We start from the raw sequence: 12417 nt of genomic DNA on the forward strand, positions 1-12417 counted from the left end.
CCATTAGACGCTAGAATGAGAACCGTTAAACTGGGAATGATTGAACCATTACAGAGAACAAGCGCATTTCTCTGGCAATATATCTGGCGGATGACTGAGCACGGTATGATCGTACTCGGCGAAATTCATAAACCTATGCAGCTTAATTAAAAAGGGAGCTCCGAAATGGAAGAGGTCAACTACAAAGAGGAGCTTTCGGAAAGCGGAGAGGCTACGGGTATTGAGCGGGACTCGGAAGAAGAGTTAACTCTTGAGCCCTTTGATTCCGACTCTATCTCCATAGATCAAAAACCTATCCCAATGGATACACTCATCAGGCGACTTAATCAGAAATCAATCCACTTGAGTCCAAGCTTTCAGCGAAATGAAGTATGGGATGACAAGCGAAGAAGTCGCCTTATTGAATCCATTATGCTTAAAATCCCTTTGCCAATGTTTTATGTGGCGGCTAATGAACTTGGTAAATGGGAGGTTGTAGATGGTCTTCAGCGCTTATCCACAATACGAAATTTTATCTTAGGCGATAACGGAAACTTTCTAAAGTTGCGCGATTTGGAGTTTCTGGGCAGCAAGTACAACGGAAAATATTTCAGTGATTTTAACGAGGACGAACGAGACATTCGTCTCGTGAACACCATTATGGAAACTGAAATGCGTTTCACCGTAATTAATCCAGGTACTCCAGAAGCGGTTAAACGCAATATTTTTAAGCGGATCAACACTGGCGGGATGCCGTTAACGGCGCACGAAATACGTCACGCGCTTTATGAAGGGAAATCTTCTAAGCTCCTTCGGTGTTTAGCCGAAAGTCAAGAATTCAGAACGGCGGTTGACAGCAATATTAATGACACAAGGATGGGGGCACAGGAACTAATTTTGAGGTTTATTTCCTTCATGGTGTTCGGGAGACGGGACTTCAAATCAAGCATGGATTCCTGGCTTAGCAATACCATGCGCGTAATTAATTGCATGCCCGAGCTTGATGATAAACTCTTGCATAAGATTTTTCAAAGTTCCTTGGTTCCTACAATTAATGTCAGAAGCATCGAAACGATCAAAGAACGTTTCAAACTGGCTATGATCAGAAATAAGAAGATCTTTGGAGCGCACGCGTTTCGCAAATCCTTGCCATCCGGAAAAAAGACACCAATAAATAAAGCACTATTTGAAATCTGGTCTAACGTTCTATCCGAACTGACCGAACCTGAATTCGTGATTCTCGAAAATAGCAAAAGCCATCTTGTAGGCAAGTACGAATCGGTTTTAAATGACGAGGCATTCCTGAACTCAATAGGAAGAAACTCATCCCAACCAAAGGACGTAGTTGATCGGTACGGTACAATACTAGGTATTGTCCAGGCGACTATCATGGAGAACAAATGATCAGTTCCATTTCATTGAGGGCTTTTAAGTCCCTTCCAAACAAAACCATTTCCACCAGTGCGCTGACGGTATTATCCGGACTTAATAACAGCGGCAAAAGCTCTATCATACAGGCGATTAGAATGTATGACCTCGCCGCAAAAGGTGGATCGCCGTTGCTTGAAGGTCACGGTTCAATTTCTGAAATTCGCTCAAAATTCTCAACGAAAGATGAGCCAATTGAAGTAATAGTCGAAACAGCCGACAAAGAAAAGCACACACTCACACTCAGTGAAGGATCTTGCAGTCACCCGTCTTTCTCTCCTGTATTTAGCTATGTAGGCGCCGGTCGCCTTGGCCCACAAACAGTACTACCCTTGCGGCGCTCTATTGAAGAGCTACCGTATATTGGTGAAAAAGGGGAGTTTGTTTTTGATTTTATGCAGAAAATGGGTGATGCAATCATCCCAGAAAAACTTCGCCACCCCGAATCGCAAGGTGTAACCCTGGCTTTCGAGTTAGCGGGATGGCTTAGTGAAATTGCGCCTGGTGTAGTCATCGAGCTTTCTACCGATCACAAAGCTGATTTCGCTAGGGCAGAGTATGATAGTTTCCGCCCAGCAAACGTTGGATTTGGCCTAAGTTATACACTGCCGATTTTGACTGCAGTTCTCGGCATGGCTGCAAGTGCACCCGCGGCTGGCTGGGGAGAAGGTTGGGGAGATAAATGGGAGAAACAACGCACTAGTAATGGCACCCTCGTGATTGTCGAAAACCCTGAAGCTCACTTGCATCCGCAGGGGCAAACTGCCATGGGACGTTTGCTCGCTTTAGCTGCTTCTTGCGGTGTTCAGATAGTCACGGAGACTCATAGTGATCACCTGATTGATGGTATCAGAATCGCTGTTAAGGAGTCGCTGATCAAAGCCGAGGATATCTCACTACACTTCCTATCTAAGAGCAAAGAGGGTCTAACCGAAATTGTATCTCCCACTATCAATGACTCCGGGAAACTGGACTATTGGCCAGATGGTTTTTTTGATCAAACACTAAAAAATAGGGCTATTCTTGCCAGAAGGAACTAGGCGCGATGGAACACTTGGTCTGCTTAAATACGAATAGCTTTCCAGCAAATACCCCAGCGGAAGGGTATGCTCTTTTCGAGGATGCACTACAAGGCTTGCTGCAATTGAACGGCGGCGCAGATCGATTTACTCTCTACGTTGATAGCAATATAAAGGATTTTTCGGACTTTTTAATTGGTGAGTCGTTCACATATCAAGATTTTTTGATTCGATTAGCAGATGAAAACGAGCACGACATGCTGCTTTTTTTAACTGAAGTCGATGATAAAACACCCGCACTCGACCATCTCGAGGAAGAGGTATTCAACCAGCTAGCCGAATATACCTTCTATATTCCAGGTCAAGCAACAGCTCAATATCCAGACGTTCTAAGTTTGGCTTTTTTCACCAATGCCACTATGCTCAGCATTAACACTGCCGAGAGTTGGAATTTTTCAAAAATACCTTTGGCTCGGACTTCGGATGGATCTTTTACGGACGAAACTTTATCCGTGAACAATATCTCTTCCGAGCAGCACGGAAAGGAGCTTCTTGAGCTTTTCCGTAATATTGACATTTTTGCAATCTGCGGTAACCACCATGTAACGGAATATTTTCATGACTGGTTCATAAAACTCACAGACGAGAACAAACATCGAGTCGCCGAAAAAATGAAGCTAGCAGTCGAGCGGGAGTTCAAAGGAGGAAGGCCTCTCATTGACACCCTTAACGACGCTGAAGGTTTGAAAGAGATCAGATTTTCTGCGCATGCTGGAGGTGCGATTCGCGTCTTATTTAAAGCATTAAATGCTCCTAAGCATGCCGTGCTTGTAGGGTTTATAAAAAAACGCAACGATGAAGGTTATAAATATAATATCGATAAAGCAAAAGAACTTCTCAAGAGTATTTAACATCTAACCATGAATTCAATTAGATCTCCTGGTTTCAGACTCAGCACCTTTTCAGTATTGTACTGGAATACCTCCGCTTGCCCGGTTTTGACCAGCGCATTCATGCTGGTTGCGGCGTCTAAGGAAAGTAAGAGTCCGGCGAGCTCACTTATTTGATCCCGGCCATAAGGGCGATTGTGTTCATCTAAAACTACGTGGACACCATCACCCTTATCGTCAGGATTTCAATGCGCCAAAGAACCTCTTACCTCAAGCTCTTTAAAGCCCAAGTCGTCCAGCAATGCCCGCAGCCATCGATAATAATCAGGTGGAAAACCAGATCCGACCGTGGGCACTTGGGCGTTCAAACTGGTTGTTTGCCGGATCGCTGCGCAGTGGCAAACGGGCGACGGCGATCATGAGTTTAATTGAGTCGGCGCGCATGAATAGGCATGATCCGTATGCAGCGGCAGCCAGGTATTCCATTCCATTCGCCAGGTGAGCTACAAGGTAGATGAGATGCCGTTGCGAGAGAAAGACACGAAAGCTCTTAGTCAAGCTGACTTTTGAAGTGGCGGTCGAGCGAGTAGCCGGGAGGCAAGTGTGGTTGGGTAGATGGCGGACTGCCACTTGCTCGTCCCGGCGAGTCTCTCCATCATCAGAGGCTCTTGTTTAAGGAACTCATTACATGGAAATGACCTCGCTAAGGCTACTTCATCGCAGCATGATCTCGATCGGTAGTGATATGCAGCAATTTTTGGTGAGAACTGGTGCGGCGAGCTTCGATTGCCTGTTTTCCACGCGGGACACGCCTTTTGTGCTCACGCTCACGGCCCGAGGGTATGCCCGAGGATTCTTCCGATTTGACGTCCTTGCAGGCTATCGGATTCGAGATTTCCTAGGTGACATGTACGGTGATCTCGTCGAGGTTCTTAAAGAGGACGGTTCTAGTGGGAAACGACTGATACCCAAAGAATTCCTGGCCGAACTTAACGATGCCATTCCCACCCAGGCCACTGTGAAGGCCAATCCGAAGCCATCAGAAATCGTACGCTTGCGCCCCGACATTATCGAGGACAGAGAAAAGCCTTACTTCAACTGCTGGTCATACTGGACGCAAGGCCAGAAGCCCAGTGTTGAGAACCAGCACAAAACTTTGCTTCTCTTGGGCCCAGACGCCTTACGCCATAGCCAGGAGCGGAGTGCTTCTTCGCGTTGGAGCTCTACCGAAACTGGCGGCTCATGGACTAAAGATCTCTCGAAATAGTCAGCCGAACTGCTGGGCGCTGGGCACGTACCTATTGGGACTGGAAAGAATTTCCAATAGGTACCGAGCGCTCTCGCGAGAGGCGATAGCCTAGGCGCACTTTCTCTAAACAGGTATAGCCGCAGTTGTCCTCGCCGGACAAGAACATGGTCACCGCGTCGTTATCATCAAATTTCGGATGAGTATCCAGCTCGAGTCGAGCTCTTACCAACGCATGAAACAGGATGTGTTCGAGACCTTTCGGTAGAACCATTTCGCGGCCTCCGATGCGTGGTGAAAACACTTCAATATCTGGTCTAGCAGACAGCACCAGGTTTGCCTATATCCTCGACGGTAAGGCGACGGGCAAAGTCGCTTACTCACCTCACGGCGGAACCATGAGTCCCTGGCATTTTCGATGTGAGTGCCAGGAGTACATTTGTACTCTAGGCGTTTTATAAAGAATTATGGCTCACTGATATCCCGCCAAATGCAGCCGCAGGCTGCGGCTAGCTAAGTGGGCTCAGCCCTTTTTATTAGCCCAGACATACAAGGCAAACTGCGCGGTTTTCGGCCACTTCGCTTTGCCGTTGAGCCAATCACGCATGGTCGTCCAGCCGACCCCCAGGGCCTCGGCCTGATCACGCTGACTGACACCGTGGCGAGACTTGATGGAGTCAATTAGTTCCCGCAATACGGCAGGATCGGTCGAATAGTCCAATTGATCCGGGGACTCTAAACGCGGGCTCGCAAGCAACGCCGTCAGCGCTCCAAATGCGGCAGTGTCGTTGTGATAACGACCAACCGTGAGCTGAAGATTCAGCTCAGAGTCATGGCGACATAGCTCATAACTGCCATCTCCAGACCGGTACAGCACATGACATTGGTTGCGCTGTTCAGACAGTTTCTCAGTCATCGCGTCCAGATCAAAGTTAGGCTCGACCGCCTCGGCGGCGACATAAGCGGCCAGCGCCTCTACCAGTGCCTCGACATCCAGATCATGTAAGCGGTTGTTTTCGTAATCCAGAGTCAAGTTAGGGTTAAGTACAAAACGCTGCTCGAGCCCATCGACGACCGCAACGGCAATTACGCAGTCCGGCAGCTCTGGGTCTACCTCTTCAAAATAAATCTCGGTGATTTCGATGCTCATGCCAGGTGTCCTTGAACAGTGTGTCGCTGCTTACGTCTTTATAGCGGAGCGGAATCCGCCCCGCAAGCGGAATCCGCTCCATTCCCGAAAATAATCTGGTCTATCTATCAAGCTACGCATAACGAGCCAATGTCACTCTTGGAAGAAGGGGTTACGGCTTGATGGCTGCGTTCATGTCATCGATACTCACGGCGATCTCCGGCATGCGGATCATGCCCTTCAGGCGCTCAACAGATTGCGTGACAGCCACGATGGCGAACTGGCCGTTCTCTATCTCGATGAAGTCAACGCTATCGCCTGGCCGCAGACCGAGAGAAGCACGCACCTGAGCAGGGATTGTGATCTGGTTTCTGGAGGTAACAGTCGCGGAGGTCATGGGATACCCGTCAAAAAGGCCTGAGAGCTAGTTTCTTAAGCATAAGCTCTCGATCTCGGTCAGCTTGCGACCGCCGCAGTTCGATCATCTCAGCGAGCATTTGAGCTTCAAGCTCCGTCGCCCGTGCTCGATCATGTGCCAAAGGTTAGGCACTGTCGTAAAGCAGGTGGTGAGCCTCATCGCGGGGACTGATCACTCCGCTGGACTTGTCGATTTTCGCTGTGCCCGCCTGGCCCTGGAAAACGAATGCGTCCTCTCGATCCTCCGACAGCTCTCCCATGACCTCCCACAGCGCTGTGCCGATCATCATGCAGTGATCTCCTTTTTTTCCCGTTGGAGCTCCTTGAGCTCGCGCACGGAATCTGTCCACATTTAAATACTACATAAGCGATTGATTTTTAAGCGTTTATTTTTATAGCACGGCATCCGTCCACATTACCACGACGCTCCTGAGTGCTCGGTTTTGGATTGTTTGGAGGTGAAGGAGTTTTGCTTCAATGCTCATGGCAAGTATGGCCTCGCTTGGATCGGGTCAGGTTAGTCGCTCTCGGTTACTCCAATCAACGGCCTCTTTCACTTGCGTGGAGTGGGGCTTGAGATCACCTTTCCGCAGGGTTGAGAAAGGGGCGAACGACTGGTAGTTACCTACCAACCCGGGCAGATGTCTTAGCCGGACGGTTAGAGCTCATAGACTCTACCGTTTATTTTGGGCCTGTCGGTCGGTAGTCGTATAAATCTGCACGCCATACCTGTGATTGAAAAGTGCTAGATCTACGAGCACGGAAGAGTACTCAGCAAATGTGGAGCACCGCTATATACGTATCGCATCAAATTCGCGACTAGGCGTTAGGGTTCCGTTGTAACGCTTAGACGGGCCCTAAGGAGTCTGTTGAACACAGTTGGATCGAACGCATGCGACGGCGCTCCAGGCTGTCGAGAATGGTCGGTGAGTTGAAATATGTCGCCAATGCCATTTTCTCGAGCAGAGCTCTGAAGGCTTTTAGCTGTTGGTACTCAATAGAGTCGACCTCGATAAATCCGTGATCGTCGTGTCTAGACTCTAAGGTACACAGACGCGCTTCGATCCATTCGTCCACTTGGTGGACGGTAACGGTTGCTAGGTCAAAACTTCTTCCTTTTGTTGAATCTCGCAGCATGCGTCAGCTCCAAGGGTAAGTAACTGTGTTACTCGTAGTCTGCCTGTGGAGAAAGAATTAAATCAACTCCGTACACCATAAAGAGGTTGGTTGCGGCTGGTAGCTACATTGCTTGCAAGATGAAGAACGCAGGGAGTCGACTTATATGCTTATTACGGATAGACCTGTCATTGATCACTTTTCGAGCTTTAGGGGGCATTTAGCTTCTTTGTCTGGCTCTCTAGCGACCGATTTTGGCGTTCTTTGAGCCAGTACTGGTCTTTACTGAGCCTACGCGGGCTTGTCTTGATACTCTATGGGCCCGTATTGGGCCAGACGTAACAATGATATACGCGCTACTTAATGGGGGGCAAAAAAAGCGTTGTTCTAGAGCTATACAAGAAACAAGTTATGTCGGTGATATACCCGACGGTCGATTTCGTGCGAAATAATCTGATGCTCACCCCCTTTGTGGGGGTTGCGCTGGGTGCTGCTCCAAGAGTCATAATAAAGAATAGAAAAGTCTCGATAAGAAGAGAAATGCAGTATGAGTGACCATGTACTCATTACGAAGCCAGTAAAGTCTCCTAAGAAGGACAAAAGTCTGCTGATACGCATGAGCGTTGATGAGCGCGCTATTTTCGATGAGCGTCTCAGGGAGTCGGGCTACAAAGCGGCTGGAGCTTTCGTCAGAGACTACGTAATCAATTCTAAGCCCAAACGCAGATACGTGATTATTCCTCAAGCCCAGAAAGCCAGTGAGCATCTCGTTGAACTTGCCCAGATGATTATGGACGACAAAGAAAAAGAAGTGCTAATGAAAAAGATTATGTACGTGGCGATGAATGTTTTCGGCGAGCTGGAAAAAGTTAGGCTTGGTGGTAAAGGCGAGGAGGGAGAAGACTATGATTGGTAAGATCCTGAAATCTTCCACTGGCTCCTGTGCTAATCGCATCAAATATATCTATGGAGGAAAAAAGCACGACCATGACATCATCAATATTAAAACAATCGATACCAACTGCCTAGCTTTCTGCCCAGAGGTCGGAATACAGAAGGGCTGCGTAGAGAGTCTGGGTTGTATGATCCTCGACATGGATATCGCTACAAAATTGAAAATAGGCGAGCAAGGAAAGCCAAAGAGAAGCTTGAAGCCGGTTTTTCATGCGGTTCTTTCGCTGGATGCTGGTGAGTCACTCACCCCTGCACAGTGGAAGATAGCCGTACGACATTACCTGAAATCGATGGGCTTCAAGAGCAGCACAAAGTACACATCAGTCCTTCATGCTGATACAGGTAACGAACACGTTCATATCGTTGCGAATCGAATTAGCTATGAGTCGGGCTTTCCGATGGTTAGTGATAAAAATAATTTTGAAAAAAACTTGCAAGCGATTAGCGAGATCGAGGTCATGTTCGGCCTCAAAAAGTCCCCAAGACCAGAAGAGACTTGGAACATCGCTGTCAGCGGTAGGGAGGTCGACGGTGCCGCAAGGGCCCGCGCAATACCCTACAGATCCCGTCTTGCTGCAAAGGTTGGAGCTTGTGTCGAGAGTACCAGGGAGCGTAATGGAGACATTATCAATTTTGTCCGGGCTTTAAGGAGGCAACGCGTCTACGTCCACTTACGATACGGCACCGAAGGCCAACCAAAAGGGATTAGCTTTGAATTTGAGGATCGTGTCACCTCAGGTAAGACTTTGAAGAAAGCGCGTTTCACCTTTCAAAAACTGACGACACAGGAAGGCATTAGATATGAACCGAGCATGCTTCCGCAGTTACAAGCAGAGCTTTCTAAGCGAAATCCAGCGAGTAAAGGCAAGCCTAAGCCAACCGAGCAACGCTACTGGGTCAACCGTGGCTGGGTCTACATGTACTTCATCCCGGCCCACACTGCCCATGCGCCCTTCATCAGGCTCAAGGTGAAAAAAACCGGCGCTCAAGTTAGACAGGAGATCGCTCACGAGGAGGCGATGGCACTGGTAAAAGCCATCCTACAGATCCTAGCCGCGCTTTTCGGTGTTGGTGCTAGGTACAGGGCAAAGCCCGGCAATCCCGGAGTCAAAGGCTATACGGAGTACGATCAGGATGAGGCGTTCCCACTTCTTACCCCTGAGTTTGTCCCAATGTTACCGGGAGGGACAGAGGCAGTAGGCTTCAAGCCATCGGATCGCTGTCGTGTGTGACACGATGATATTTTGCTCGAGTGCACGTGCTGCATAAGGAGGTGGGCAGGATGGTCAGCATGGCGTCTCTTTACGGGCTGGTACGGCCAATGTGCCAGTACAAATAGCACGAAGAGCTCGAGATCTCACTCAACGGGTCGATTGAGCAGAATGGGTGGTGCAAGTCGGTAGTACCAAGGCTGGAGCCATCGACTCTCAGAGTCGAGTCCAATCGATCAGTCCAATAAATTGGGTGAAGGATACAGAGCGGGTAGAATTGGTTGAACATAAATTGCACACGAAGTTCATTTTGACCAATGAATTCAGACTTGGTAAGACCAATCCATCATCGGGGCCACACTGAAGCGGCGAGACGGCTCATGGCGGGCTTGGCTAGTATTTACGGGCGCTTCAGATTTTTCGGAATTCATTGATACTGATCTTTTATACAGCGGTTTTTACCCACTTTTCCTTGTTTTTCGAAGTCGGTAACTACAATGTAGCAAGTGAATGCGGCAATGTAGCAACTGGAAATGGGCACGATCACATCACGTAAGCGCAAGGACAACTCGACGGCCTACACGGCGCAGATACGGATCAATCGGGATGGGCGCATAGTTTAGCAGGAAAGCCAAACCTTCGACCGTAAGCAAGTCGCCCGGCCGCGCAGCGGCAAAAAAAAACGGCGCCTTCGGGTCTACTTGGCGATGCCCTGATGCCTCCAGGTAAACGTAAACCCGCTCGGAAGCGACTGGGTGCAACGGCAGAAAACGTGATTTGCCGCCCTTGACATGCCCCCTCAGGTGCTTGATGCCGTGGCGTTCCTGAATATAAGCGACCATCAGCTGCGCGGCCCGCTCGCGCCGTAAGCCGTGGTACAGCATCACGGCGAGAATCGCGCGATCCCGTTGACCTTTCAGGATGCTCGGATCGGTCGCCTCGAGCAGCGCCATGGCCTAATGATCGCCGAGGGCAGGGGGGCTTCGTTGCTGTCTATTCTTGGCCGCTTTGCCTATGCACCGGGTTGCCTTCGGCCACCGCATTGCTTTCCAGCAGGTGGTCGGAGAGGCTGGCCCGGGCGGCGAGCTTGCGACGGACAGTTGCGCCTAACCCGCGCTGCTCGAGCTGGGCGCGCCAGGCCAGTACATGCGCGCGCGTCACCGCGCGAAACTCATCCGCCACCGAGAGCCCTACAAAACCGCAGAAGTCTTCCAAGTCGTCCTGATAGGCGCGCCGGGTGCGAGAGTTGTCGATGTTAGCAAACCATTCCACCGCCGCCGGGACAGCGGCCAAGCGCAGGACTCCACGGCGGTTAGGCGGCGTTCGCCTGCAGTCCGCAGCGCGTCCGTGGTGTCTAGTGGTGTGAAGTCTTTCATCGTATACCCGACCCAGCAGATCGACCTGCGGCGTATTCACTCGCGACCAACTCCCAGTATTTACGGATCGACCGCTCAACCTCCGATTCCGGTACCAGGTGCTGCCAGCGCTGTTTCGCCTCATCCAGTTGGTAGCCGTACAACTGCGCTTCGAGCCGGGCGCCGGCCGCGGTGAAGCGCCGCCGACCAGAATGGCCCGGATATCTCGTATTGCTGAATCGGCACGATCGGCAGTTGGTGTTCTCGCCAGAGCTGCCAGAGTACTGCGAGATCGATCCCCCGACGCTGATGCTCCGACTCGATCTGGATCATGTCGATGTGCAGTCGATCGCATAGTGGGTTGATACTGAAATCGGCGTACCCCACACGCTGGTCATCGCGCTGGATCGTGGCGGCGCCGTTCTGCCCGGGAAATACGAAGGTATTGCGTTGAGCAGGCCGGTACTCACTGACCAGCTGCACCGCGGCCGCTTGTGCATCAAGCCATTTGGCTTTGCGACGCTGGGAAAAATCGCGAATCGGCTCGAACGCTTCCATAGGGTGTCGTTCCGTAGAAAGCTGAAACTCAGCGTCTCTTAGACGGAGATTCTCTTGGGGGATAAGGTCGGACACTTCAAACCCCTCGCCAGTTATTCCGATGAACCTCGCGGCATCGATGCACAACGTGCTCTACCAGCGAATTGCGTGGTTTGGCGTGTATCCAACCTTTCTCAAAAGGAGGAAGCGGCCCATCGGTCTCCAGCACCGCATTCAATTCCAACGAAAGCAAAATCAGCGTTTTGAATGCATTGGGTACCTGATCTGCTTCGAAGGACGCCCATCGTTGCCTCATGGCCGTTTCGGCTTTACCCGCACGATCCCATTCTGTGGTTTTGTGATGAACCAGCGCATTACGTGCCTTAACCAGTTGTTTAAGCCCATTAATGGCTGGACCGTCCTCGCGAAGGGATCGACCACACACCAGTCGCGGGATGACCACCCATTTGCCTACCACATCCAGCTTATCCAGATACATTTTCGCCAGAGGTTCACCCAGTTGGATGAGCGCAAATTCATAGGCCGCTGCTTCGATGGCCATCGCAGAAAACACGATGGTTTTGATGCCGACTACAGTTTTTCTGGCTTCCTGTTCGTCGTAGGCTGTCGCGTTGCTAGGCCATTGCGGCTTAGGAATCGGATTGCCCTTCTCGAATAAAAAACAGCCGAAAGCCTCTTCCGCAATTTCTGCGTAGGTCTCCACCATGGAATCGGCAATGACCCAGCTATCGCGAACCTGAAACGGTTCCTTTGACGTCATCGATCACGTCCCTTTAATAATTGGAACGTATTTTATCGCTAATAGATGGTGACTTATCTATGGACAAATTTAGATTTGCTTTGGCCGGATGCTACTTGTCAGAGGCATTGGGCCGCCAACGTTAGGAATACTGGCAGGATAGTGAGGCGAGAGTGGGCAAAAATGGGGCAAACCATACGTCAATCCATGCCATTCAATGCCAAACATGCGCTTGCGCATGGAATGGTGATATGAGCTGAGCCTCAGTGAATGCGTGGGTTTGAGGATTTTCGGGGAAGATACTGCAACACAATCGGAGTATTCTTAATGAAAAGCTGGCAGCTCGCAGCATTGTCAGTCATTTTCTGGATGTGAA

At 50.0% G+C, this 12417-nt stretch carries 11 protein-coding genes and 4 pseudogenes; 8 read left to right on the forward strand and 7 right to left on the reverse strand.

Annotated features, from left to right (window positions below):
* Positions 1-165: 165 nt before the first annotated feature.
* The 5 genes and pseudogenes from ACIP1X_RS03005 to ACIP1X_RS03025 all read left to right on the forward strand — a co-directional run bounded on the left by ACIP1X_RS03005 (position 166) and on the right by ACIP1X_RS03025 (position 4583).
* The gene (locus tag ACIP1X_RS03005) at positions 166-1383 is read left to right on the forward strand and encodes a DUF262 domain-containing protein (RefSeq protein WP_400749224.1); all 1218 of its coding nucleotides are present in this window, start codon (positions 166-168) and stop codon (positions 1381-1383) included.
* Positions 1380-2447 (forward strand): DUF3696 domain-containing protein, encoded by a 1068-nt coding sequence (locus ACIP1X_RS03010; protein WP_400749227.1) that lies wholly within the window; start codon positions 1380-1382, stop codon positions 2445-2447. The genes ACIP1X_RS03005 and ACIP1X_RS03010 overlap by 4 nt, the downstream gene beginning before the upstream one ends.
* A 5-nt stretch (positions 2448-2452) precedes the next feature.
* Positions 2453-3337, forward strand: coding sequence for a type II toxin-antitoxin system RelE/ParE family toxin (locus tag ACIP1X_RS03015; RefSeq protein WP_400749230.1), 885 nt, complete (start codon positions 2453-2455; stop codon positions 3335-3337).
* Positions 3338-3629: 292 nt separating this feature from the next.
* A pseudogene (locus ACIP1X_RS03020) lies at positions 3630-3782 on the forward strand (transposase); the annotation flags it as partial.
* Between the two features lie 222 nt (positions 3783-4004).
* Positions 4005-4583, forward strand: a complete 579-nt coding sequence (locus tag ACIP1X_RS03025; RefSeq protein WP_400749233.1) for a DUF6037 family protein — start codon at positions 4005-4007, stop codon at positions 4581-4583.
* Positions 4584-5085: 502 nt separating this feature from the next.
* On the opposite strand, the gene ACIP1X_RS03030 is transcribed toward ACIP1X_RS03025, so the two are convergent.
* The 3 genes from ACIP1X_RS03030 to ACIP1X_RS03040 form a co-directional block, all read right to left on the reverse strand.
* The gene (locus ACIP1X_RS03030) at positions 5086-5712 is read right to left on the reverse strand and encodes a hypothetical protein (protein WP_400749236.1); all 627 of its coding nucleotides are present in this window, start codon (positions 5710-5712) and stop codon (positions 5086-5088) included.
* Between the two features lie 151 nt (positions 5713-5863).
* The gene (locus ACIP1X_RS03035; protein ID WP_400749239.1) at positions 5864-6088 is read right to left on the reverse strand and encodes an AbrB/MazE/SpoVT family DNA-binding domain-containing protein; all 225 of its coding nucleotides are present in this window, start codon (positions 6086-6088) and stop codon (positions 5864-5866) included.
* Between the two features lie 145 nt (positions 6089-6233).
* Positions 6234-6398: a hypothetical protein gene (locus tag ACIP1X_RS03040; protein ID WP_400749241.1), complete on the reverse strand. Its 165-nt coding sequence runs from the start codon at positions 6396-6398 to the stop codon at positions 6234-6236.
* A gap of 1373 nt (positions 6399-7771) precedes the next feature.
* Here ACIP1X_RS03040 and ACIP1X_RS03045 point away from each other — a divergent pair.
* Both ACIP1X_RS03045 and ACIP1X_RS03050 read left to right on the forward strand, forming a co-directional pair.
* Positions 7772-8140, forward strand: a complete 369-nt coding sequence (locus tag ACIP1X_RS03045; protein WP_400749244.1) for a hypothetical protein — start codon at positions 7772-7774, stop codon at positions 8138-8140.
* Positions 8130-9410 (forward strand): relaxase/mobilization nuclease domain-containing protein, encoded by a 1281-nt coding sequence (locus ACIP1X_RS03050; RefSeq protein ID WP_400749247.1) that lies wholly within the window; start codon positions 8130-8132, stop codon positions 9408-9410. Before ACIP1X_RS03045 ends, ACIP1X_RS03050 begins: the two co-directional genes overlap by 11 nt.
* 314 nt (positions 9411-9724) lie before the next feature.
* On the opposite strand, the pseudogene ACIP1X_RS03055 reads toward ACIP1X_RS03050, so the two are convergent.
* Positions 9725-9820, reverse strand: a pseudogene (locus ACIP1X_RS03055) (hypothetical protein); the annotation flags it as partial.
* Positions 9821-9922: 102 nt separating this feature from the next.
* Here ACIP1X_RS03055 and ACIP1X_RS03060 point away from each other — a divergent pair.
* A pseudogene (locus tag ACIP1X_RS03060) lies at positions 9923-10009 on the forward strand (integrase); the annotation flags it as partial.
* Between the two features lie 32 nt (positions 10010-10041).
* Here ACIP1X_RS03060 and ACIP1X_RS03065 read toward each other — a convergent pair.
* The 3 genes and pseudogenes from ACIP1X_RS03065 to ACIP1X_RS03075 form a co-directional block, all read right to left on the reverse strand.
* A pseudogene (locus ACIP1X_RS03065) lies at positions 10042-10765 on the reverse strand (tyrosine-type recombinase/integrase); the annotation flags it as partial.
* 120 nt (positions 10766-10885) lie between these two features.
* The gene (locus ACIP1X_RS03070) at positions 10886-11302 is read right to left on the reverse strand and encodes an N-acetyltransferase (protein WP_400749250.1); all 417 of its coding nucleotides are present in this window, start codon (positions 11300-11302) and stop codon (positions 10886-10888) included.
* Between the two features lie 76 nt (positions 11303-11378).
* Positions 11379-12062, reverse strand: a complete 684-nt coding sequence (locus ACIP1X_RS03075) for a hypothetical protein (protein ID WP_400749256.1) — start codon at positions 12060-12062, stop codon at positions 11379-11381.
* Positions 12063-12417 lie beyond the last annotated feature (355 nt).

The sequence above is a fragment of the Pseudomonas sp. NPDC088885 genome, assembly GCF_044750025.1.
In the GTDB taxonomy this organism is placed as follows: domain Bacteria; phylum Pseudomonadota; class Gammaproteobacteria; order Pseudomonadales; family Pseudomonadaceae; genus Aquipseudomonas; species Aquipseudomonas rustica.